Origin of the sequence: Amycolatopsis sp. cg5, assembly GCF_041346955.1 — a bacterium.
GTDB lineage: Bacteria > Actinomycetota > Actinomycetes > Mycobacteriales > Pseudonocardiaceae > Amycolatopsis.
This window is the reverse complement of the sequence record NZ_CP166849.1, coordinates 2981343-3003965: the sequence shown is the minus strand read 5'-3', so window position 1 is coordinate 3003965 and position 22623 is coordinate 2981343. Positions and strand designations below refer to the sequence as shown.

General features: G+C 68.0%; 19 protein-coding genes. 10 read left to right on the top strand and 9 right to left on the bottom strand.

Annotated features, from left to right (window positions below; all coding sequences use genetic code 11):
• The first annotated feature begins 24 nt into the window (after nt 1-24).
• From AB5J62_RS13755 to AB5J62_RS13720, 8 genes are read left to right on the top strand one after another with little or no spacing between them, the layout of a single operon-like run.
• Nucleotides 25-1326, top strand: a complete 1302-nt coding sequence (locus tag AB5J62_RS13755) for an amino acid deaminase (protein WP_370948601.1) — start codon at nt 25-27, stop codon at nt 1324-1326.
• Nucleotides 1326-2924: an amidohydrolase family protein gene (locus AB5J62_RS13750; RefSeq protein ID WP_370948600.1), complete on the top strand. Its 1599-nt coding sequence runs from the start codon at nt 1326-1328 to the stop codon at nt 2922-2924. The genes AB5J62_RS13755 and AB5J62_RS13750 overlap by 1 nt, the downstream gene beginning before the upstream one ends.
• Nucleotides 2918-4306, top strand: coding sequence for a GntP family permease (locus AB5J62_RS13745; RefSeq protein ID WP_370948599.1), 1389 nt, complete (start codon nt 2918-2920; stop codon nt 4304-4306). The genes AB5J62_RS13750 and AB5J62_RS13745 overlap by 7 nt, the downstream gene beginning before the upstream one ends.
• Before the next feature lie 34 nt (nt 4307-4340).
• Nucleotides 4341-5468 carry a lactonase family protein gene (locus AB5J62_RS13740; protein ID WP_370948598.1) on the top strand — a complete coding sequence of 376 codons (1128 nt, stop codon included), beginning with the start codon at nt 4341-4343 and terminating at the stop codon, nt 5466-5468.
• 14 nt (nt 5469-5482) lie between these two features.
• Nucleotides 5483-6766, top strand: a complete 1284-nt coding sequence (locus tag AB5J62_RS13735) for an extracellular solute-binding protein (RefSeq protein ID WP_370948597.1) — start codon at nt 5483-5485, stop codon at nt 6764-6766.
• Between the two features lie 2 nt (nt 6767-6768).
• Nucleotides 6769-7725 carry a carbohydrate ABC transporter permease gene (locus AB5J62_RS13730; RefSeq protein ID WP_370948596.1) on the top strand — a complete coding sequence of 319 codons (957 nt, stop codon included), beginning with the start codon at nt 6769-6771 and terminating at the stop codon, nt 7723-7725.
• Nucleotides 7716-8567 (top strand): carbohydrate ABC transporter permease, encoded by an 852-nt coding sequence (locus tag AB5J62_RS13725; protein ID WP_370948595.1) that lies wholly within the window; start codon nt 7716-7718, stop codon nt 8565-8567. Before AB5J62_RS13730 ends, AB5J62_RS13725 begins: the two co-directional genes overlap by 10 nt.
• A complete protein-coding gene (locus tag AB5J62_RS13720) occupies nt 8564-9958 on the top strand; it encodes a beta-N-acetylhexosaminidase (protein WP_370948594.1) in 1395 nt (464 codons plus the stop codon). Before AB5J62_RS13725 ends, AB5J62_RS13720 begins: the two co-directional genes overlap by 4 nt.
• Before the next feature lie 43 nt (nt 9959-10001).
• Here AB5J62_RS13720 and AB5J62_RS13715 read toward each other — a convergent pair whose 3' ends face one another.
• On the bottom strand, nt 10002-11021 hold the full coding sequence (locus AB5J62_RS13715) for an MFS transporter (RefSeq protein ID WP_370948593.1): 1020 nt from the start codon (nt 11019-11021) through the stop codon (nt 10002-10004).
• Between the two features lie 74 nt (nt 11022-11095).
• Nucleotides 11096-11530 carry a VOC family protein gene (locus tag AB5J62_RS13710; protein ID WP_370948592.1) on the bottom strand — a complete coding sequence of 145 codons (435 nt, stop codon included), beginning with the start codon at nt 11528-11530 and terminating at the stop codon, nt 11096-11098.
• 81 nt (nt 11531-11611) lie between these two features.
• On the opposite strand from AB5J62_RS13710, the gene AB5J62_RS13705 reads away from it, so the two are divergent.
• On the top strand, nt 11612-12547 hold the full coding sequence (locus AB5J62_RS13705) for an alpha/beta fold hydrolase (protein ID WP_370948591.1): 936 nt from the start codon (nt 11612-11614) through the stop codon (nt 12545-12547).
• Between the two features lie 140 nt (nt 12548-12687).
• On the opposite strand, the gene AB5J62_RS13700 is transcribed toward AB5J62_RS13705, so the two are convergent.
• Nucleotides 12688-13350, bottom strand: coding sequence for a response regulator (locus tag AB5J62_RS13700; protein WP_370948590.1), 663 nt, complete (start codon nt 13348-13350; stop codon nt 12688-12690).
• Nucleotides 13347-14867 (bottom strand): ATP-binding protein, encoded by a 1521-nt coding sequence (locus tag AB5J62_RS13695; protein ID WP_370948589.1) that lies wholly within the window; start codon nt 14865-14867, stop codon nt 13347-13349. Before AB5J62_RS13695 ends, AB5J62_RS13700 begins: the two co-directional genes overlap by 4 nt.
• Before the next feature lie 124 nt (nt 14868-14991).
• Here AB5J62_RS13695 and AB5J62_RS13690 point away from each other — a divergent pair, with 124 nt between their 5' ends.
• The gene (locus tag AB5J62_RS13690; protein ID WP_370948588.1) at nt 14992-16338 is read left to right on the top strand and encodes a cation:dicarboxylate symporter family transporter; all 1347 of its coding nucleotides are present in this window, start codon (nt 14992-14994) and stop codon (nt 16336-16338) included.
• A gap of 194 nt (nt 16339-16532) precedes the next feature.
• On the opposite strand, the gene AB5J62_RS13685 is transcribed toward AB5J62_RS13690, so the two are convergent.
• From AB5J62_RS13685 to AB5J62_RS13665, 5 genes are all read right to left on the bottom strand, one after another.
• Entirely contained in the window at nt 16533-16967 is a 435-nt protein-coding gene (locus tag AB5J62_RS13685) for a polyketide cyclase (RefSeq protein WP_370948587.1), read from the bottom strand.
• A complete protein-coding gene (locus tag AB5J62_RS13680; protein ID WP_370948586.1) occupies nt 16964-17674 on the bottom strand; it encodes an anti-sigma factor in 711 nt (236 codons plus the stop codon). Before AB5J62_RS13680 ends, AB5J62_RS13685 begins: the two co-directional genes overlap by 4 nt.
• Nucleotides 17671-18210 carry a sigma-70 family RNA polymerase sigma factor gene (locus AB5J62_RS13675; protein WP_370950255.1) on the bottom strand — a complete coding sequence of 180 codons (540 nt, stop codon included), beginning with the start codon at nt 18208-18210 and terminating at the stop codon, nt 17671-17673. Before AB5J62_RS13675 ends, AB5J62_RS13680 begins: the two co-directional genes overlap by 4 nt.
• A gap of 252 nt (nt 18211-18462) precedes the next feature.
• Entirely contained in the window at nt 18463-21321 is a 2859-nt protein-coding gene (gene uvrA, locus AB5J62_RS13670; protein ID WP_370948585.1) for an excinuclease ABC subunit UvrA, read from the bottom strand.
• Nucleotides 21322-21381: 60 nt separating this feature from the next.
• On the bottom strand, nt 21382-22623 hold the full coding sequence (locus tag AB5J62_RS13665; protein ID WP_370948584.1) for an acyltransferase family protein: 1242 nt from the start codon (nt 22621-22623) through the stop codon (nt 21382-21384).

The window sequence follows — 22623 nt, the reverse complement described above, 5'->3', positions numbered from 1 at the left end:
CATACGCAACAGAGGTGACGGGGAATGAATCAGCCTGCGGACGCTTGCACTCTCGACTCTGCCGCGTTGGCGGCGATCCGAGAAGAGCCTCTCGGCTGGAATTTCCGTGCCAGCGCGCCGGCGCTGGCCGGGTTGTCGCTGGACAAGGCCGCCGAGCAACGGCTCGACCTGTTCGACGGCGGCTTCTTCGGTCCCTTCGTCGTGCTCGACGCCGACGCGCTGGAGCACAACCTCACCACGATGGCGCGCTGGTGCGCGTCGCGTGGTGTGCAGCTCGCGCCACACGGCAAGACGACCATGGCGCCTCAGCTCTATCAGCGCCAAGCCGAACTCGGCTCGTGGGCGATCACCGCGGCCAACGCCGGTCAGGTGCGCGTCTACCGCGCGTTCGGGGTGTCCCGGATCCTGCTGGCGAACCAGCTCGTCGACCCTGCGGGCCTGCGCTGGGTGTCCGCGGAACTCGACCGCGACCCCGGCTTCGAGTTCAGCTGCTGGGTCGACTCGGTCCGCGGCGTCGAGCTGATGACCGAAGCCCTGAAGGGCGCTCAGCGCCAGGTCGACGTCATCCTGGAACTCGGCGCCGACGGCGGCCGGACCGGCGCACGGGACACCGAGACCGCGCTCGCCATCGCCGAGGCCGTGCACGCGAGCCCCGCGCTGCGCCTGATCGGCACCGGCGGTTACGAAGGTGCGCTCTCGCACGACACCGACGACAAGGCGCTCGCGCTCATCCACTCCTATGTGGACGGACTGCGTGAGCTCGCGATCTCCTTGCACGCCAAGGGTCTCATCACCGGGCAGGTGGTCGTCACCGCGGGCGGCAGCGCGTACTTCGACCAGGTCGCCGACGCGCTGACCAGCGGCTGGCCCGAGGGCGTCGACGTGCTCCCGGTGCTGCGCAGCGGCGCCTACCTCACGCACGACGACGGCTTCTACCGCGGCATCTCGCCGCTCGGCGAGCACCCGCGCATCACCGACAGCGCGCCCTTCCGCCCGGCGCTGCGCGCGTGGGCGCAGGTCACGTCCAACCCCTCGAAGAACCTCGCGCTGCTGACCATCGGCAAGCGCGACGCGTCCTTCGACGAAGGCCTGCCCGAGCCGCAGCTGCTGCGCCAGGACGGCGAGATCAGCGAGCTGACCGGCCACGAGATCACCAAGCTCAACGATCAGCACGCGTTCCTCGCGCTACCCGAGGACTCGCCGGTCAGGGTCGGTGACTGGATCGGGCTCGGGCTGTCCCATCCGTGCACGGTGTTCGACAAGTGGCCGCTGCTGCCCGTGGTCGACGGCACCACCGTGGTCGACTTCGTCAGGACGTACTTCTGATGGACATCGTCTTCCGAGGAGCCTCGGTCGCCGACGGCACCGGCGACCCGATCACCACCCAGGACGTCGGCGTCACCGACGGCCTGGTCGCGGGCATCGCGGACCCGGGCTCGCTGACGGGCGCCCGTGTGATCGACGCGGACGGCCTCGTCCTCTCGCCTGGGTTCATCGACATGCATTCGCACTCCGACCTGCAGGTCCTCGCGCAGCCGGATCATCTGGCGAAGGTGTCGCAGGGCGTCACGAGCGAGGTGCTCGGCCAGGACGGCCTGTCCTACGCGCCGGTCGACGACAGCACGCTCGAAGGCCTGCGCCAGCAGCTCGCAGGCTGGAACGACGACCCGGCCGGGTTCGACTGGAACTGGCGCTCGGTCGGCGAGTACCTCGACCGGCTCGATCAGGGCATCGCGGTCAACGCGGCGTACCTCGTCCCGCAGGGCTCCGTCCGGATGCTCGCCGTCGGCTGGGACGACCGCCCGGCCACCGACGGTGAGCTGGTCAAGATGAAGGAGCTGGTCGCGCAGGGCCTGGCCGAGGGCGCGATGGGCATGTCGTCCGGCCTGACCTACACGCCGGGGATGTACGCGTCGACCCAGGAGCTGATCGACCTGTGCGAGGTCGTCGGCCAGGGCGGCGGCTTCTACAGCCCGCATCACCGCAGCTACGGCAAGGGCGCGCTGGAGGCGTTCGCCGAGATGGTCGACGTCTCGCGCCGCTCCGGCTGCCCGCTGCACCTCGCGCACGCGACCATGAACTTCTCGGTGAACAAAGGGAAAGCTGGCCTGCTGCTCGACCTGCTCGACGAGGCGCTCGACGACGGCTGCGACATCTCGCTCGACACCTATCCGTACCTGCCTGGCGCGACCTACCTGTCCGCGCTGCTGCCCAGCTGGGCCACGGAAGGCGGGCTGGAGCCGACGCTGGCACGATTGTCCGATGTGGACACCCGGGAGCGGATCCGCGCCGAGATCGAGGAGACCGGCTCCGACGGCGCGCACGGCGTGCCGATCGACTGGGACAGCATCGAGATCAACGGCGTCCGCAATCAGCGCAACGACCACCTCGTCGGCCATTCGGTCGAGGTGTCCGCAAAGGCCGCGGGCACCACACCGTCCACTTTGTACTTCGACACGCTGCTCGACGAGCGGCTCGGCACGAGCTGCCTGATGCACGTCGGGCACGAGGAGAACGTCCAGGCGATCATGCGCCACCGGACGCACACCGGCGGCAGCGACGGGCTGCTGGTCGGCAGCAGGCCGCACCCGCGCGCCTGGGGCACGTTCCCGCGCTACCTCGCGCGGTACGTCCGTGAGCTGGGCGTGCTCGGCCTGGCCGAGTGCGTCTCGCATCTGACCGGGCGCGCCGCGCGCCGGTTGCGACTGACCGACCGCGGGCTGATCAAGCCGGGCTACGCGGCCGACCTGGTGTTGTTCGACCCGGAGACCGTCCGGGACACCGCCACTTTCGACGACCCGAGGCAGCAGGCCGAAGGTATCCCCTATGTCTTCGTCAACGGCGTCGCCGCGATCGACGACGGCCGCCCGACCGGTGCGCTGGCCGGGCATTCGTTAAGGAATCCCGGGAGGGATCAATGCTGAACTGGCTCCAACACTCCACCGGCGGGCTGCTGACGCTGGCCGCCGTCTCGATCGCGTTGCTGCTCTTCATGATCATCCGATGGAAGGTCGAGCCCTTCATCGCGCTGATCGTGGTCGGCCTGCTCACCGCGCTGGCCGCGGGCGTGCCGGTCGGGACCCTCGTCGGCTCGGCACAGAAGGCCTCGGATTCCTTGCTGGAAAAGGGTTTCGGCGGCATTCTCGGCCACATCACGGCCATCATCGGCCTCGGCACGCTGCTCGGGTCCATTCTGGAGAAGTCCGGCGGCGCCCGCGTGCTCACCACCGCGCTGCTGCGCGCGTTCGGTGAGAAGCGCGCACCGCTGGCGATGGGCATCGCCGGTCTGATCTTCGGCATCCCGGTCTTCTTCGACATCGGCATCTTCGTGCTCGCGCCGCTGGTCTACGTCGCGGCCAAGCAGGGCGGCAAGTCGCTCGTGCTGTACGCGCTGCCGTTGCTGGCCGGCCTTTCCGTGACGCACGCGTTCCTCCCGCCGCACCCCGGCCCGGTGGCCGCGGCCGGTCTGCTGCACGTGGAACTCGGCTGGATCATCCTGATGGGCGCGGTCTGCGCGATCCCGGCGTGGTTCATCGGCGGCGTGCTGTACTCGTCCTGGGTCGGCAAGCGCCTGCACATCGAGGTCCCGGAAGAGATGCTCGTCGCCGACGAGTCCGAAGAGGACACGAACGCGCCTTCGCTCAAGCTGGTCGCCGGGATCATCGCGGTCCCGCTGGTGCTCATCCTGGCAGGCACGTTCGGCAGCATCTGGCTGCCCAAGTCCAACAAGACGCTGACCGGCATCGCCGCGTTCATCGGCACCCCGGCCGTCGCACTGACCATATCGACGCTGCTCGCTTCGTGGCTACTCGGTCTACGTCGTGGGATGACGGGCAAGGACCTGAACGAACTGTCGGCGAAGGCGTTGCGCCCGGTCGCGATGATCCTGCTCGTGGTCGGCGCCGGCGCTTTCTTCGGCGCGGTGCTCTCTGCCACCGGAATCGGCGGCGCGGTGGCCGGTTCGCTGAAGAACGCGGGGCTGCCGGTCATTCTTGCCGCATATGTGATCAGCTGCGGGATGAGGATTGCACAAGGTTCGGCAACGGTGGCCATCGTCACCACCAGCGGCATCATCGCGCCGACCGTCGCCTCGCTCGGATATTCCCAGGTACAGCTGGCTTTGCTGGTCGTCGCGATCTCCGCGGGTTCGATCATCGCGTCCCATGTCAACGATGGCGGATTCTGGATCGTTTCCCGGTACTTCAACATGTCCGTGCCGGAAACCCTGAAAACCTGGACGGTTTTGGAAACAGTCCTTTCCATTTCGGGTTTCGCCGTGGCAGCATTGTTGATGGCAGTGGTCTAAACCACGAAGCACACACTTACCGGGGAGTTACACCATGACTGGGCTCAACCGTCGTACCTTCCTAGGCGCGGTAGGCGCCGCCGGAATCGCCAGTGTCGTCGGGGCCAAGGTCGCGGGCGCGACCGGGCCGCAGGTCTACGGGAGCGGCGCCATCTACATCAGCAGCTACACCGACAAGGGCCACGGGCTCGACGTCGGGCACCGCACCGGCACCGACCCGGCGATCAAGGTGGACCGGACCATCTCCGGGGTGAACGCCGCTTCGTGGTTCGACATCAGCGCCGACAAGAAGACGCTGTACGTCACCAACGAGGACGACAGCAACGGCACGATCTCCGCGTTCAGCCTGGCCGACCCGACGAAGCCGAAGCTGATCAACAAGAAGTCGACCAAGGGCAAGGGCCCGACGCACCTGGTCGTGCACTCCAGCCAGAAGTACGTGCTCGGCGCGAACTACACCAGCGGCGACGTCGTCGTGCTGCCGATCCTCTCGGGCGGCAAGCTCGGCGACGCCACCGACCTGGTCAAGCACAAGGGCGCCGAGCGGGCCGCGAACGCGCACCAGGTGGTCAACGACCCGACCGGCCGCTGGGTGCTGAGCGTCGACCTCGGCGCCGACTCGGTCTACGTCTATTCGCTCGACGTGTCCACCGGCAAGCTCAAGCTGAACCAGCAGCTCAAGCTGCCTTCGGGCGCCGGCCCCCGCCACCTGGCGTTCAGCAGGGACGGCAAGTACGCCTACATCCTCGGCGAGCTCCGCGCCGAGGTCACGGTCGCGGCGTGGGACGCGGCCACCGGCAAGCTCACCCCGGGCCAGGTCGTCGCGGCCGTCCCGCCGGGCACCCCCGGCGAGCAGTACCCCGGCGAGATCATCACCTCGTCCGACGGCAAGTTCGTCTACGCGTCGGTGCGCGGCTCGGACACGATCGCGAGCTTCTCGATCTCCGACGGCGGCAAGACGCTGAAGCTGATCAGCAACGTCAAGGTCGGCGGCGTGTACCCGCGGCACATCACGCTCGACCCCGCCGAGCAGTGGTTCTACGTCTCGTCAGACACCTCGGGCACGCTCAGCTGGCTCCCGCGTGACCCGGCGACCGGCCTGCCGGGCGCGGTCAAGGGCAAGCTGTCCATCCCCCAGGTGAACTCGGTGCGCTTCTTCTAAGGAGAGTTTTCGACATGAGAATCCGACGCACCCTCGCCGGGCTCGCCGTAGTGGGGCTCGCCGCCGGTTGCGCCCCGACCCAGTCGGCTCCGGCCGCCGGTGGGGACGAAAAGACCGGCACGGTGCGGGTCTGGCTGTTCGACGAGGCCAACCGGGCGCCGAAGGAGGCGACGGTCAAGGAGGCCATCGCCGAGTTCAAGGCCGCGCACGCCGGTGTGGAGGTCGACGTGCAGTGGATCCCCGTCGAGGGGCGTGCGGACAAGTTCTCCGGCGCGTTCAACGATCCGTCCAACGCACCCGACGTCGCGGAGTACGGCAACACCGACGCCGCGAGCTACGTCGAGACCGGCGCGCTCACCGACCTGAGCGGCGATCTGCAGAGCTGGAAGGAGGGCGCCGACCTGGTGCCGTCCGTGCTCGATACGGCCAAGGTCGGCGGCAAGGCGTACGGCCTGCCGTGGTTCACCGGCGTCCGCGCGCTGTACTACCGCACCGACATCTTCACCGAGCTGGGTCTCACCCCGCCGAAGACGATGGCGGAGCTGGCCGACACCGCGCGTCAGATCCGGGCCAAGAAGCCGGATCTGTACGGCATTTCCGTCGGCGGCAAGTACATCTACGCGATCATGCCGTACCTGTGGGCCGCCGGTGGCGAACTGGCCAAACAGGACGGTCCACGATGGACGTCCGCGTTGAACAGTGAGGCCTCGAAGACCGGTCTCACCAACTACGCGTCGCTGCTGAAGGCGGACATCTGCCCGCCGGAGCAGTGCGCCAACCTCACCGGCACGCAGAGCATCACGGCGTTCGCGGGCGGCAAGGCGGGTATGTCGATCGGCGGTGACTTCAACCGCAAGGCGGTCGACGCGGGCGCGGTGAAGGGCAAGTACGCGGTCGTTCCGCTGCCCGGCACCACCGCTGGCAAGATCGCGCCGGCGTTCGCGGGCGGCAACCTGCTCGGCGTGTTCAACGCCAGCAAGCGCCGCGGCCTCGGCGTCGAGTTCATCCAGCTGCTCGGCGGGGCCAAGTACCAGGCGAAGATGTACCAGGGCATGGGCAACCTGCCCACGCTCGCCTCGGTGCAGAAGCAGGTCTCGGAGAGCGACCCGTTCCTCAAGCCGTTCGTCGAGACGGTCAAGGCGGGCACCAAGTTCGTGCCGGTCACGCCGTCGTGGGCGCGGATCGACGCGCAGAACATCCTGCCGACCGCGGTGCAGCAGATCGCGACCGGCGGCCAGCCGGTGGACACCGCGCTCAACGACGCCGCCGACAAGATGAACAAGGCGTTCGGTTCCTGAACATGGCCACCGATCAACTGACGCGTCCCGCCCCCGTGGCCACTGACCGGAAGCCGGTCAGGAAGCGCGGGGACGGGCGCGCCGCCGCCTGGTACCTCGCACCCGCGGCGATTCTCTTGGGCGCGCTGCTGCTGTATCCGATCTACCAGCTCGTCCTGATCTCGTTCTACGACTACGGCCAGCCGCAGGCGGCGGGCCGCGCGCCGTTGAAGTTCCTGGGGTTCGCCAACTACCTGGACCTGTTCGAGAACACGCAGTTCTGGACGGTGCTCGGCAAGACGCTCGGTTTCGCCGGCACCTGTGTCGTCGGCAGCCTGCTGGTCGGCACCGCGCTGGCCGTGCTGGCGACCCGGGTGCGCGCCTTCCCCCGGATGCTGCTCTTCCTGGCCGCGCTGGCGGCATGGGCGACGCCCGCGATGGCGGGCTCGTACGTCTGGCTGTTCCTGTTCGACGCCGATTTCGGCCTGGTGAACGAGATACTGGTCGGCATCGGCTTCGACGGGATGGCACACCACTCGTGGACCTTCGGCACGGTCAGCACGTTCGGGCTGGTCGCGGCCGAGGTCATCTGGTGCTCGTTCCCGTTCGTCATGGTGACGATGTACGCGGGGATACAGGCGATTCCCACCGAGGTGCTGGAAGCGTCCTCTTTGGACGGCGCGTCGTGGCTGCGCACCACGCGGTCGGTGATCGTGCCGATGCTGCGGCCGCTGCTGATGATCGCGACCATCCAGTCGATCATCTGGGACTTCAAGGTGTTCACCCAGATCTACGTGATGACCAACGGCGGCGGCGTCGCCGGGCGCAACCTCGTGCTCAACGTCTACGCCTACCAGCAGGCGTTCGCCGGCTCGCAGTACGGGCTCGGCGCGGCGATCGGGGTCGTCATGACGCTGCTCCTGCTGTCGATCACCGGGCTGTACGTCCGGTCGCAACGCAGGAGCGACGCATGGCTCTAGTACGCAAGCCCGGCAGACTCGTCGCCGAGGTGGTGACGGTCGTGATCGCGGGCATCGTCGCTTTCCCGATCTACTGGATGGTCCTGTCGGCGCTGAAGCCGCAGGGCGAGATCCAGTCCGCCAATCCGAAGCCGTGGACGACGTCACCGTCGTTCGAGAGCTTCAACCGGGTGCTGAACGTTTCGGGATTCGGCCAGTTCTTCCTGAACAGCGTGCTCGTCGCGGTCGCCGTGGTGTTCTTGTCGCTGCTGCTGTCCTTTTTGGCCGCGGTCGCGCTGACCCGCTTCAACTTCCGCGGGCGCACGGTGCTGCTGGTGATGCTGCTGGTCGCGCAGATGGTGCCGATCGAGGCTTTGACCATCCCGCTGTTCTTCCTGATGCGCTCGGTCGGCGATGTCGCGCCCGCGTTCGGGCTCAACGAACTGGGCTCGCTCGTGCTGGTCCACCTGGCGTTCAGCCTGCCGTTCGCGATCTGGATGCTGCGCGGGTTCGTCGCGGCCGTGCCGGTCGAGCTGGAAGAAGCGGCCAAATTGGACGGTGCGAGCCGGCTGCGGTTCACCTGGCAGATCCTGTTCCCGTTGGTGGCGCCGGGTCTCGTGGCGATCAGCGTGCTCGCGTTCATCCACGCGTGGAACGACTTCCTGTTCGCGAAGACGTTCATCATCTCCAAGACCGACAACCAGACGCTGCCACAGGCGATCCTGGTCTTCTTCAAACCCGAGGACACCGATTGGGGTGCGGTGATGGCGTCGTCGACACTGATGACGATTCCGGTGCTGATCTTCTTCGTGCTGGTCCAGCGCAGGCTGGTCTCCGGCATGGCCGGGGCGGTGAAGGGATGACCGGCTTCGAAGGGCTGCTCCCCCGCCCGGTTTCCGTGACACCCCAGCCAGGTTCGTGCCCATGGCCTGCCGAGGTCCAGGTACGTCAGGCGGACCTGCCGTCCGAGGGCTACCGGCTGGAGATCACGCCGTCCGGGGTGACGCTGGACGGCGCCGACGCGGCGGGCGAGTTCTACGGCCGCCAGACGTTGCGTCAGCTGGCCGGGCCGTCGTGGTTCCGGTCCGTCCCGGGTGGACCGTCCACTGTGCCCTGTGGCGTGGTGGTCGACCACCCGCGGTTCGCCTGGCGTGGGTGCCTGCTCGACGTGGCCCGGCATTTCCGGACCAAGGCCGAGGTCCTGCGCTTCATCGACCTGCTGGCGGCGCACAAGCTCAACGTGCTGCACCTGCACCTGACCGACGACCAGGGCTGGCGCATCGAGATCCCGGAATTCCCCCGGCTCACCTCGGTCGGCGGCTGGCGCACCGGTTCGATGGTCGGCCGCCACGACGGCCCCGAGCGCGACGGCCGCCCCCACGGCGGTTTCTACACTTTGGACGACCTGCGCGAGATCGTCGCCTACGCGGGTGCGCGCGCGGTGTCGGTGGTCCCGGAGATCGATATCCCCGGCCACGCCCGCGCGGCCATCGCGGCCTATCCCGAGCTCGGCCCGGATCCGTCGGCCCAGTGGGAAGTCTGGACGTCGTGGGGCATCAGCACCTCGCTGCTGAACACCTCGGAGTCCACAGTGGACTTCTTCAAGGCGGTGTTCGACCAGCTCTTGGAGATCTTCCCGTCCGAGGTGATCGGCATCGGCGGCGACGAGGTACCCGGCGCGACCGAGGACCACGGCCTCTTCGTCCGCAAGATCATCGCGCACCTGGAGTCCCGCGGCCGCCGCGCGGTGTGCTGGGACGAGGTGCTCGAGATCCCCGACCTCCCCAAGGTGATCATCAGCTCCTGGCGCAACTCCGAGGCGGGCGCCGTCGCCGCCGCGGCCGGGCACGACGTGGTCATGTGCCCCGAGCAGCACGTCTACCTCGACCACCGCCAGTCCGATCACCCGGACGAGCCGATCCCCGTCGGCTTCGTGCGCACCCTGGAAGACGTCTACGCCTACGACCCGGGGCTGCCGGGGATTCTCGGCGCGCAGGCGCAGGTGTGGAGCGAGCACCTCGACACGGCACGCCGCGTCGACTACGCCGCTTTCCCCAGGCTGAGCGCGTTCGCCGAGGTCGCGTGGAGCCCTGCCGAGGGCAAGGACTTCGCGGAATTCCTGCCGCGCCTGCGTGACCACCACCTGCCACGCCTGGACGCGCTCGGCGTCGAGTACCGACCGCTGGACGGCCCGCACCCGTGGCAGACCCGCCCAGGCGTTCCAGGTCGGCCTCAGGAACTCCGCCTGCCGTAGGTGGGTCGTGAGCGTTGCGGGCGGTTAGAACCGCCCGCAACGCTCACGACCTCGCTTGGAACGACGAGGTGAAGAGCACGGTGGCGGCCTCGGGTGCCTGCGGTGCCGCTTTCGCGAACCAAGTCTGTGAGCAGACCGGCACCGCGCCGTACGCGAGGCCCCAAGTGACGAGCAAGAGCAGCGCAACCAGATCGAGCCCGCCGAGAACGGGAAGCAGCAGTGTGGTGGCGGCGAGCAGGCAGGCGCTGCCCGTGAACGCGACGCGAAGCCGCAGGCCGCCCGCGATGAAATTGCCCGCGATACCGGCGATTCCGTACACCAGCAGGAACACGGTGATCAGCGCGGGACTCACCCCGGTGACCTGGCGCAGAAACGGCGTCACATAGGTGTACGTGCCGAAATGGGCGAGCACGATCAGGAACGTCACGATCAAGCCGCGCCGGACGCGAGGTTCCTGGAGCAGGTCGCGCAGCACGGTCAAGCTGGTCACGTGCTCGGCGGGCAACGGCGGCAGCACCAGCATCAGCGCGGCGAAGACGGCGAGCGACAGCACTCCCATGACCGCGAAAGCCACTCGCCAGCCCACAAGGTCACCGAGCAGGGTGCCCGCGGGTACGCCGAGCACTGAACCGAGCGGAACGGCCGAGAAGATCACCGCGGTCGCCGTGCCCACCCGGTCCGGGCTCACCAAACGGGAAGCGAGACCGGAGCCGATCGACCAGAACGCGCCGATGACGAGTCCGACGAGGACTCGCGAGACCGTCATGGCCCAGTACGCCGGCGCGATCGCGGCGAGGAAGTCGGCTGCCGCCAACACGAGCAACAGCGCGCACAGCATCACGCGGCGGTCGAGCCGTCCGGTCGCGACGGTGACCGCGGGTGCGGCGACCGCGGCGAGCAGACCCGGCATCGTCATCATCAGGCCCGCCGTGCCCGGCGAGATCCCGAACGTGACGCCGATCGGGGTGAGCAGGCCGATGGGCAGGATTTCCGTGGTGACAATGGAAAAGATGCCCATCATCACCGCGAGGACGGCGGGCATCGATCGAGTCAGCGTGGGCATGACCCCAGTTCAGCAGCTCCGCCGAAGATCGTCTGGCGGATTCACGACCTCACCGTGCGCGGCACCTGAGACGCTCAGTCGAGGCAGAACTCGTTGCCCTCGATGTCGTGCATCCGGATGCACGACTCGTTGAGGTCATCGGAGACCAGCACTTCCTCGCACACCGCACCGAGTTCGACCAGCCGGGCGCATTCGGCCTTGAGCGCGGCGAGACGCTCCGCGCCCGCGAGACCGACGGCCGCCCGCACGTCGATGTGCACCCGATTCTTGACGACCTTGCCTTCGGGAACGCGCTGGAAGTACAGCCGCGGACCCGCACCTGTCGGGTCGACGCAAGCGAACGACGCGCCTTGCCGCTCGGCGGGCTGGGAGCGGTCGAAATCCGACCAGCTGTCGAATCCCTTCGGTGGCGGCGGGACGACATAACCCAGGATCTCGCACCAGAAACGAGCGACACGCTCAGGTTCCGCGCAGTCGAAAGTGATCTGGACCTGCTTGACCGACACCATTCGCCCACCCTAGCGACGGGCGCGGATCAGCGCGACGCAATATAAGTCGTTATACACCGATCATGACGTAGGGTCCCGATCATGGGGAACGACGATCTTCAGCTGTCCCAGACCTTCGCATGGCGAGGGCGCTCAGTCGCCTGGGATCGGCTGGGGGCCGGAGACCCGGTGGTCATGTGCCACGGAACGCCCTGGTCCGCGCAGCTGTGGGCGCCCTTCGCGCGTGCGCTCAGCCGGGAGTATTCCGTCTACCTGTGGGACATGCCGGGCTACGGTCAGTCGTCGAAGCACGCCGGGCAGGCGGTCGACCTCGGCACGCAGGGCGAGCTGCTGGCCGAGCTGCTCACGCACTGGGGGCTGACACGGCCGCACGTGGTCGCTCACGACTACGGCGGCGCCGTCGCACTGCGCGCGAACCTGCTGCACGACGCGGAATACGCCTCACTCGCGCTGGTCGACGTCGTGGCGCTGCGCCCGTGGGGTTCGGACTTCTTCCGGCTCGTCGCCGCGAACGCCGATGTCTTCGCGGCACAGCCCGCGGTGGTGCACCGGGGTGCGCTGGAGTCGTACATCGCGACGGCCAGTCATCGTGGCCTCAGCCGTGCGCAGCTCGACACCTTGACCGAGCCGTGGCTGAGTGCCGATGGGCAGCGCGCGTTCTATCAGCAGATCGCGGAGGCCGATGTCCGCTACACCGACGAGGTGCAGGACCGCTATTCCGAGCTCGATCTGCCAGTCAAGGTCATCTGGGGTGCCGACGACACCTGGATTCCGGCTGACAGGGCGTCGACGCTCGCCGAGGCCATTCCCGGCGCGTTACTGGACATCATCCCCGGGGCGGGCCACCTCATCCACTACGACGCACCCGTCGAACTCGCGATTTCCCTGCACCGCTGGCTGACTCGTGAGTGTTCCGAACGGGTAACTATTCAGGTACCCCCAGCTCGACGTATATGCAGGTCAGCGACGTGGGAAAAATGGTCCAGACCACAAAAGGCGGCCTATTCGATCTTGTGAAACAGGCAAATCGGGCGCAAGGCGCTTCACTGAAGCGCATTTTGCTTCGGAAACCCCCTGGTAGGAGACGTGACTACTCCAACCAGGGGGGTCCTGAATAGTTACCCGAACGGTTCTAACCGTCGGGAACACTCACGACCTCATCGTGCGCGGTACCAGACCTCCGGCCGGCCGACTTGGCCGTAGCGGGGTTCGCGCTGCGCGAGTCCGTTGTCCGCCAGGTATTCCAGGTATCGGCGCGCGGTGACGCGGGAAGCGCCGATCGCGGCGGCCGCAGCTCCGGCTGACAGGCCGTCTTCGGCCGCGGCCAAGGCTTCGGTGATCGCCGTCAACGTCGGCGCGCTCATGCCCTTCGGCAAGGCCGACTGGTCCGAAGCACGCAGCGAACCCAGCGCGCGGTCGATCTCCGCCTGCCCGGCCACCTCCCCCGCCGAACTCCGAAACTCGGCGTAGCGTTCGAGTTTTTCCTTCAACGAAGCGAAAGTGAACGGCTTCAGCAGGTACTGGACCACGCCGACCGACACCGCGGCCTTGACCACCGCGAGGTCTCGGGCGGAGGTCACCGCGATGACGTCGACCGGGAAACCGGCCGCGCGCAAGGAACGGCAGACCGCGAGGCCGTGGGTGTCGGGCAGGTAGAAGTCCAGCAGCACCAGGTCGACGGGAGTGCGCTCGACGAAACGCAAGGCGTCACCGCCCGAATGCACCACCCCGGCGACGCTGAACCCGGCGAGGCGTGAGACGTAGACCTTGTGCGCCTCGGCGGCGACCGGTTCGTCTTCGACGATCAGCACTTTGATCACAGCGGCAGCCTGACCGTGAAGACCGCGCCGGTGTCGCTGCCGATGTCGATCGTGCCGTGGTAGCGGCGGACCGCTTGGCCGACCAGTGCCAGGCCGACGCCGTGGCCCTCGGCCGGTTTCGTCGACCAGCCTCGGCGGAAGACGTCGGCGCCAGGCGGTATGCCAGGACCGTCGTCGGAGACGCGCAGCAGTAGCGAGCCCTCCTCGGCGCGGGCCGTGACGACCACTGTGGACGATGCGGCGTCGATGGCGTTGTCGATGAGGTTGCCCAGGATCGTCACCAGGTCGCGGGCGGCGATGGCCGTGTCTTCGATGGCGGTGTCCTCGGTGATGGTCAGTTCGATGCCGCGCTCGGCGGCCTCGGCCGCTTTGCCCAGCAGCAGGGCCGCCAGCACCGGCTCCTCGACCGCGCCGACGACGCGGTCGGTCAGCTGCTGGGCGAGCTGGAGTTCGGCGGTGGCGAACTCGACGGCCTCGCGTGGTTTTCCGATCTCGACCAGGGAAACGACGGTGTGCAGCCGGTTCGCGGCCTCGTGCGCCTGTGAACGCAGCGCTTCCGCGAAACCGCGCACCGTGTTCAGTTCACCGGTGAGCGTCTGCAATTCGGTGTGGTCCCGCAACGTGACCACGGTGCCCATGCTGACCGGCGTCACGTTGACCACCAGCACCCGGCTGTCGGTCACGTGGATCTCGTCGGCGCGGCTGCTCATGAACGCCTCGGCCAGGCCGTCCGGCAGGCCGAGGTCGGCGACCGCGGACCCGGTCGGGTCGGCGACGTCCAGCAGGTCGCGGGCGCCGTCGTTGCACAGCAGTATGACGCCGTCGCCGCCGACGAGCACGAGACCTTCGCGCACCGCGTGCAGCACTGCCTCGTGATAGGAGAACATGTCCCGCAGCTCGGCGGGCGCGACGCCATGGGTCTGACGGCGGACTCGCGCGCTCACCAGCAGGCTGCCGATCAGCCCGGCGACCAGCACGGAGCCGATGACCGCGGCGAGCGTCCACAGCCGCTCGCGCAGATCGGCGGTGATCATGTCGACCGTGATGCCGACCGAGACCATCGCGACCACCTGGCCGCCCGCCTTCACCGGCACGATGGTGCGCACCGACGGCCCGAGCGAACCCGTGTAGGTCTCGGTGAACAGGCTGCCCTGCAACGCTTCTGTGGTCGTGCCGATGTACGGCTTGCCGATCAGCGCCGGGTTCGGATGGGTGAACCGGATGCCGTCACGGTTCATGATCGTGATGAAGTCGACCTCGGTGTCGGCCCGCACCCGCTCCGCGAACGGCTGCAGCACCGCCGATGGGTCCGGTGTGGACAATGCGGCCTGCACGCTCGGCGCGTCGGCCACCGTGCGTGCGACGACGGTGACCTTGTCGCGCGCCTTGGCGTCGGTCGCGCTGTCCGCGTCGAGGTAGGCCAGCAGGAACCCGGCTCCGGCGAGCACACCCACGATGGCGGCCTGGAGCACGAGCAACTGCCTGGCGAGACTCCACTGGCGTGGGTTCGTTGGCACCCACACATACCAGCACAAGTCTTCAACCAGCTGTCAGTGACATGTACTCAATGAACACAACCGTGACCTGGCTCACCCGGGCACGCATAGTCTCCGCAATCCCCTTTACCCCCTGCTGGAGGCAATGGTGCCCACCGCCACCCGTCGACGCGACAAAACGCACTACTTGTATTTAGCCGTGTTGGCCGCCGTGGTGCTCGGCGTGCTCGTCGGCTTCCTCGCACCCGGGTTCGCCAAGGACCTCAAGCCGCTCGGCACCGGGTTCGTGAACCTGATCAAGATGATGATCTCCCCCATCATCTTCTGCACGATCGTGCTCGGCATCGGCTCGGTCGCGAAGGCGGCGAAGGTCGGCAAGGTCGGCCTGCTCGCGCTCGGCTACTTCGTGCTGATGTCGACGTTCGCGCTCGCCATCGGACTGGTCGTCGGCAACCTGCTGCACCCCGGCTCCGGGCTGCACCTCGACCCGGCGGCCGCCACCAGCGCGCACAAGCAGGCCACCACCGCGGCGGGCGGCACCGACTTCCTGCTCGGCATCATCCCGACGAGCTTCGCGTCGGCGTTCACCAGCGGCCAGGTGCTGCAGACGCTGCTCGTCGCGCTGCTCGCCGGGTTCGCGCTGCAGAAGCTCGGCGCGAAGGGCAAGCCGATCCTGAACGGGATCGAGCACATCCAGCGCCTGGTGTTCCGGATTCTGGCCATGGTCATGTGGGCCGCCCCGATCGGCGCGTTCGGCGCCATCGCCGCCGTCGTCGGCGAGACCGGCTGGGGCGCGCTGCGCAGCCTCGCGGTCATCATGATCGGCTTCTACCTGACCTGCCTGGTGTTCGTCTTCGGCGTGCTCGGCGCGGTGCTGTGGATCGGCGCGCGGGTCAACATCTTCAAGCTGCTGAAGTACCTGGGCCGCGAGTTCCTGCTGATCCTGTCGACCTCGTCCTCGGAGTCGGCGCTGCCACGGCTCATCGCGAAGATGGAGCACCTGGGTGTCAGCAAGCCGGTCACCGGCATCACCGTGCCGACCGGGTACTCGTTCAACCTCGACGGCACCGCGATCTACCTGACGATGGCGACGCTGTTCATCGCCACCGCGCAGGACAAGCCGCTGTCGCTGGGTGAGCAGATCTCCCTGCTGGTGTTCATGATCATCGCGTCCAAGGGCGCGGCGGGCGTCAGCGGCGCCGGCATCGCGACGCTGGCCGGTGGCCTGCAGTCGCACCGGCCCGAGCTGGTCGACGGCGTCGGCTTCATCCTCGGCATCGACCGGTTCATGTCCGAGGCCCGCGCACTGACCAACTTCGCGGGCAACGCGGTCGCCACCGTGCTGATCGGGTCGTGGACCAAGGAGTTCGACCGCGACCAGGCAGGCCGGGTGTTCGCAGGCCAGGCGCCCTTCGACGAGACCACCTTGCTCGACGAGCATTCCGAATCTCCCTCGGAACGCAAGGAAGAGCGGGAACCCGCGGCGGTCTGACCGCCATCCGGTCGTCGGGCGGGGGTTCCCCCGTTCCCGCTCGGCGACCGCGATAAAGCCCGCTTTACTCCCCGGAGTAAAGCGGGCTTTATCGCGCGAAGTTCAGCGGGCTTTATCCCCCAGGATTTAGCGGGCTTTACTCCCGGGGATAAAGCAGGCTTTATCCCCGGGAGTAAAGCCCGCTTTATCGCGGTCTAGCTCAGGTGGGCGGTCAGGCCGCGGCGGCCGCGCCACATCATCAGTGCGTGGTTCAGCCGGAAGACGGGGCCGGCGACGGAACCGAAGCGGCGCAGAATCGGCTTGTGCGCCACCACTTCCTGCGCGATCTCGAGCTTGGTCACGCCGCCGAGATCCGTGATCCGGCCGGCGAGGAAGCCTTCGAGGTCGCCGCTGAGGTCCACCCGGATCCGGCCGGCCTGCTCGTCCTCGACGGCCCGGCGCATGCGCAGCACCAGCTCGAACGGCAGCGTCGCGCGGCAGACCAGCTCGGCGGTGTCGTCGTCGATCCGGCGCACCGAGCGGACGTCGGACCACCAGTCCGGATACCCGGCCAGGTCGACGACGGCGCCGAACACGAGGTTCGGCGCCGCCTTCAGCAGCCAGGTGCTCCGGAACCGGTACGACCTCATACCGAGGCCGACACCAGCTTCCGCCCGTCCGTGGTCACCACGTCGACCGAGGCGACCTGGTCGGCGGGCACCAGCGCGGACCCGTCGAGTCCGGTTCCGTCCTTCTCACCCTTGGCCGAGACGATCCAGCTGCCCGCGATGATCGCCTCGCCGGACTTCGACATGACGATGAGCTGGCATTTCTCGCCTTCGTGCACGCCGTCGACCTTCGCGTGCACCCGGATCCAGCCCGCCGCCGGCGTCACCGTCGCGGCGAGTTTCACGCTGCCGTCCGTCCCGGCGAGGGTCTTCGTGCCCGGTACCGCCGAGGTCGTCGGGATCGCCTGCGGCGGCCCCGAGTTCTCCGGCGCGGTCTGCCTGCCGACGAGCACGCCACCGCCGAGCGCCACCACCACCAGCGCCGCCGCGCCGGCGAGCGCCAGGAACCGCTTCGGTCGGCGCGGAGTGCCGGTCAAGGCCTCCTCCGCCGCCCGCACGCTGCGCAGCGTGCGCTGCAGCAGCAGGTCACCGCCCTCGGGGGGACCGTCGAGGAACGCCTCCGGCGGCACCTCGTCCAGTTGATCGCGTAGTTCGCTCAGTTCATCCGCTTCGCGACGGCAGGCGTCGCAGGTGGCGAGATGGGCTTCGAACTCGCGGCTTTCGTTCTCGTCCAAAGCACCGAGAACGTACGCGCCCAGCGGCGCGTGATCGTGATCAATCGCGCTCATCGCGCTGCCTCCGTTCCTTTGCCCTGCATCACGGCACGTAGTGCGCGTAATGCGTAATAGGACCGGGATTTCACCGTGCCAGCCGCGATCCCCAACGATTGGGCCGCTTCGGTGACGGTGTGTCCCCGGTAGTACAACTCGACGAGCACTTCCCGGTGTTCCGGGGAAAGCCCGTCCATCGCGCCCAGCACGGTCATCGAGTCGACCACGCCCTGGGCGTGGTCCTTCGAGGTCGCGGGCGATTCGGCGGGCTCTTCGACCTCCTGGGGACGCGACGCTCGCGCACGCACCCGGTCGGTGATGATGTTCCGCGCCACGGTGAGCAGCCACCCGCGGACCGAGCCCTTGCCGTTCTCCAGGTCGTCGGCGTGTTTCCAAGCCCTGACCAGTGTCTCCTGCACCACGTCCTCGGCGGCAGCCCGATCTCCGGTCAGCCTGGTGGCATACGCCAGCAGGCTTCTGCCGTGCTCCTCGTACAAGTGCCGGATCAGGTCTTCGCCCTTGGCCCGCTTGGGCCGCCAGCCTCCGATCGCCACTCGCGTCCTCTCGCCGGTGTTCTTGGTCGGCGAGGACAGTACTGCAACGCGAACCCCGAAGGTCGCCGCACCAGCGAGAGTTGCGTTCATCCGCGCCCCGCTTTCGTGCCAGCGGAGATCACGGCGGTCCGGGCGCCGGTCATGGGGAACCTCCTGGTGCTTCGAGGTCCGCCCCTACCGGCGCGACCTGTTCGACACCACCCACACGACCGGGTTGCCCGACCGGTTCAAATCGTTGGTGAAAATGTGCGGTTACTGCGCGAGTACCTCTTTGAGGAACTGCCCGGTGTAGCTCTCGTCGGTGGCCGCGACCTGCTCCGGCGTGCCCTGCGCGACGAGCGTGCCACCGCCGGAGCCACCCTCCGGACCCATGTCGATGATCCAGTCCGAGGTCTTGATGACGTCGAGGTTGTGCTCGATCACGATGACCGAGTTCCCCTTGTCGACCAGGCCGTTGATGACGCCGAGCAGCTTGCGGATGTCCTCGAAGTGCAGGCCGGTGGTCGGCTCGTCGAGGATGTACACCGTCTTGCCGGTCGAGCGCTTCTGCAGCTCGCTGGCCAGCTTGACGCGCTGCGCCTCGCCGCCGGACAGGGTCGGCGCCGGCTGGCCGAGCCGGACGTAGCCGAGACCGACGTCGACCAGCGTGGCCAGGTGGCGGTGGATGGCCTTGATCGGCTCGAAGAACTCCGCGGCCTCCTCGATCGGCATGTCGAGGATGTCCGAGACCGTCTTGCCCTTGTAGTGGACTTCGAGGGTCTCGCGGTTGTACCGGGCGCCCTTGCAGACCTCACACGGGACGTAGACGTCCGGCAGGAAGTTCATCTCGATCTTGATCGTGCCGTCGCCCGCGCACGCCTCGCAGCGCCCGCCCTTGACGTTGAACGAGAACCGGCCCTGCTGGTAGCCGCGGACCTTGGCCTCGGTGGTGGACGCGAACAGCTTGCGCACGTGGTCCCACACGCCGGTGTAGGTGGCCGGGTTGGACCGCGGGGTCCGGCCGATCGGCGACTGGTCGACGCGGACGAGCTTGTCGACCTCGCCGAGCCCGTTGATCCGGGTGTGCCTGCCCGGCACCTGGCGGGCGCCGTTGAGCTTGTTCGCCAGCACCGTGGCCAGGATGTCGTTGACCAGCGTCGACTTGCCGGAGCCGGAGACGCCGGTGACCGAGACCAGGCAGCCGAGCGGGAAGCTCACGTCCAGCCCGCGCAGGTTGTGCTCGCGCGCGCCGACGACGGTCAGCTGGCGCTTCTTGTCGACCGGGCGCCGGATGGCGGGCACCTCGATCTTGTGCTTGCCCGCGAGGTAGAGCCCGGTCAGCGAGTCCTTGTTGCGCAACAGTTTCTTGTACGGTCCACTGTGGACGATGTGGCCGCCGTGCTCACCGGCGCCGGGGCCGATGTCGACCACCCAGTCGCTGGAGCGGATGGTGTCCTCGTCGTGCTCGACCACGATCAGCGTGTTGCCGAGGTCGCGCAGCCTGGTCAGCGTCTCGATCAGGCGGTGGTTGTCGCGCTGGTGCAGGCCGATCGACGGCTCGTCCAGTACGTACAGCACGCCGACCAGGCCGGAGCCGATCTGCGTCGCCAGCCGGATGCGCTGCGCCTCGCCACCCGAGAGCGTGCCGGACGCGCGGTCCAGCGACAGGTAGGTGAGGCCGACGTCGAGCAGGAAGCGCAGGCGGGCCTGGATCTCCTTGAGCACCGCGCCCGCGATCATCTTCTCGCGGGTGCCGAGCACCAGCGAATCGAGGAACTCCGAGGCCTCGGCGATGGACAGCGCGCAGACCTCGGCGATCGAGTGGTCTCCCTTGGTGGCGTGCTCCAGGGTGACCGCGAGGATCTCCGGCTTGAGGCGGGTGCCCTGGCAGGCCGGGCACGGCACCTCGCGCATGTAGCCCTCGTACCGCTCACGCATGTACTCGGACTCGGTCTGCTCCTGGCGGCGCTCCAGGAACGGGATGACGCCCTCGAAGTTCGCGTAGTACGAGCGCTGACGGCCGTAGCGGTTCTTGTACCGGACGTGGACCTGCTCGTCGACACCGTGCAGGACGGCCTTCTGCGCCTTGGCGGGCAGCTTGCGCCACGGGACGTCCATGCGGAAGCCGATGGTCTCCGAGAGCGACTCGAGCAGGCGGATGAAGTACTCCGCGCTCTGGCCGCCCGCCCACGGCGCGATGGCGCCCTGGCCGAGCGAGAGCTCGTCGTCGGGGACGACCAGCTCGGGGTCGACCTCCTTGCGGATGCCGAGGCCGGTGCACTCCGGGCAGGCGCCGTACGGCGAGTTGAAGGAGAACGAGCGCGGCTCGAGGTCCTCGATCGCCAGCGGGTGACCGTTCGGGCACGCGAGGTTCTCGGAGAAGCCGCGCTTGCGGTGCGGGTCGTTCTCGTCGAGGTCGACGAAGTCCAGCTCGACGAGGCCGTCGGCCAGCCGCAGCGCCGTCTCGACCGAGTCGGTGAGCCGCTGCCGGGAGCTCGACTTGACGCTCAGCCGGTCGATCACGACGCCGATCTCGTGCTTTTCCTGCTTCTTCAGCTTCGGCGGGTCGGTGAGCGCGTGGACCGTGCCGTCGACCAGCACACGGGCGTACCCCTGCTGCTGCAGGTTCGCGAACAGGTCCGTGTACTCGCCCTTGCGGCCGCGCACGACGGGCGCGAGCACCTGGAACTTCAGGCCCTCGTCCATCTCGAGCACCTGGTCGACGATCTGCTGCGGCGTCTGCTTGCTGATCAGCTCGCCGCACTTCGGGCAGTGCGCCTTGCCGGCGCGCGCGTAGAGCAGCCGCAGGTAGTCGTAGACCTCGGTGATGGTGCCCACCGTCGAGCGCGGGTTGCGCGAGGTGGACTTCTGGTCGATCGACACCGCGGGCGAGAGGCCCTCGATGAAGTCGACGTCCGGCTTGTCCATCTGACCCAGGAACTGGCGGGCGTAGGCCGACAGCGACTCGACGTAGCGGCGCTGCCCTTCGGCGAAGATGGTGTCGAACGCGAGGCTCGACTTGCCGGACCCGGACAGGCCGGTGAAAACGATGAGGCTGTCCCGGGGCAGGTCGAGGTCCACCCCACGGAGGTTGTGCTCGCGGGCGCCGCGAACAACGAGGCGATCAGCCACGCCAGGGTCCCTTCAAGAAAAAATCGGTCTTGGAGCGCTCATACGGAGCGCCACCCCATGCTAGGACGGACCACCGACAGAAATCGGCGAAGCGGTCTTCGCATGCCCCTCTACCAGGTCATCCACCGGCGGGGACGGGTGAGGCAACGCGAGCGATGCAGCTTTTTGTTCCCTCGTGAGCAGGCGGTACGCCGGGCGTTCGACGAGCACCGTCAGCAGCCAGCCGGCCACGATCGCCGCGGCCAGCACGAGCACCAGTCTCTCCCACGGCGTCGCGCCGAGGTCGCGCAGGGCCCTGGCCAGCATGTAGCCGAGCTCCTGGTGCACCAGATATAACCCGAAAGAGATACCCGCCAGCCATTTGATTGGCCGGGCCAGCGGCCGGAACCACGTCCAGTCAGGGCCTTTGGCGGCCGCGCACAGCGCGAGCAGCATCACCGCGAACCCGGCCACCGACGGCAGCCGCTGCGGGTCGATCGCGGTCGCGTAGTGCAGCGGGAACATGTGCAGGTCCTGCGCGACGACCGTGCCCGCCAGCAGCAGCCCGAGGTGCCAGGTCTTGAGCCGGTTCTTCGTCCACAGGTAGATGGCGATCCCGATGGCGAAGGCGTGCACCCGGTGCAGCCCCAGCCCGAAGATCGCGGTGACCGCCCAGCTCGGCGTGTTCGTCGGCGTGAAGATCACGAACCGGATGACCAGCGGCACGACCAGCATCGCCCAGATCAGCACGACCACCGTCTTGTCGGTCCGCCACCGGCGAGGGAAGAGCAGAGCCGCCGACGTGAACGCCATGATCTGCACCGGCAGCGTCCAGTACGAGCCGTCGAGATAATTGAAGTCCGTCGACCACTGCTGGATCATCAGCAGGTTGGAGTACAGATCCAGCCCATTGGGCAGATACCAGGGCGCGTCCGTGGTCGGCGACCCGATCGCCGGGTCGAACAGGAAGCCACTCAGCCCGCTGTGCAGTTCCTGCCCGCTGAACGCCGACGCCGCGATCCGCATCATGACGTAGGTGATCAAGACGGCGATCAGGTAGCCGGGCAGCACCCGGCAGGCCTTTTTCCACAGCCAGCGGCCCGGCTTGTCCTTACGCAGCGTCGCGCACATGAAGTACGCGGAGATGACCAGCAGGATCGTCGCGCCGAACTGCACGGGCACCGTGAACGGGTACCCGGCCAGCTCCGGATGCATGATCTTCGACTGGTGCGTGATGTGCCCGAGCACGACCGAGAGGACGGCGACCACCCTGATGACATCCCAACTGAGGCGCCGGGCTGTCGGCTTCGGGGAGTTCGCCAC

Coding starts and splice junctions, on each gene's coding strand:
- AB5J62_RS13755 (WP_370948601.1), top strand. CDS start 25: ATGAATCAGCCTGCGGACGCTTGCACTCTCGACTCTGCCGCGTTGGCG.
- AB5J62_RS13750 (WP_370948600.1), top strand. CDS start 1,326: ATGGACATCGTCTTCCGAGGAGCCTCGGTCGCCGACGGCACCGGCGAC.
- AB5J62_RS13745 (WP_370948599.1), top strand. CDS start 2,918: ATGCTGAACTGGCTCCAACACTCCACCGGCGGGCTGCTGACGCTGGCC.
- AB5J62_RS13740 (WP_370948598.1), top strand. CDS start 4,341: ATGACTGGGCTCAACCGTCGTACCTTCCTAGGCGCGGTAGGCGCCGCC.
- AB5J62_RS13735 (WP_370948597.1), top strand. CDS start 5,483: ATGAGAATCCGACGCACCCTCGCCGGGCTCGCCGTAGTGGGGCTCGCC.
- AB5J62_RS13730 (WP_370948596.1), top strand. CDS start 6,769: ATGGCCACCGATCAACTGACGCGTCCCGCCCCCGTGGCCACTGACCGG.
- AB5J62_RS13725 (WP_370948595.1), top strand. CDS start 7,716: ATGGCTCTAGTACGCAAGCCCGGCAGACTCGTCGCCGAGGTGGTGACG.
- AB5J62_RS13720 (WP_370948594.1), top strand. CDS start 8,564: ATGACCGGCTTCGAAGGGCTGCTCCCCCGCCCGGTTTCCGTGACACCC.
- AB5J62_RS13715 (WP_370948593.1), bottom strand. CDS start 11,021: ATGCCCACGCTGACTCGATCGATGCCCGCCGTCCTCGCGGTGATGATG.
- AB5J62_RS13710 (WP_370948592.1), bottom strand. CDS start 11,530: ATGGTGTCGGTCAAGCAGGTCCAGATCACTTTCGACTGCGCGGAACCT.
- AB5J62_RS13705 (WP_370948591.1), top strand. CDS start 11,612: ATGGGGAACGACGATCTTCAGCTGTCCCAGACCTTCGCATGGCGAGGG.
- AB5J62_RS13690 (WP_370948588.1), top strand. CDS start 14,992: ATGGTGCCCACCGCCACCCGTCGACGCGACAAAACGCACTACTTGTAT.
- AB5J62_RS13685 (WP_370948587.1), bottom strand. CDS start 16,967: ATGAGGTCGTACCGGTTCCGGAGCACCTGGCTGCTGAAGGCGGCGCCG.
- AB5J62_RS13680 (WP_370948586.1), bottom strand. CDS start 17,674: ATGAGCGCGATTGATCACGATCACGCGCCGCTGGGCGCGTACGTTCTC.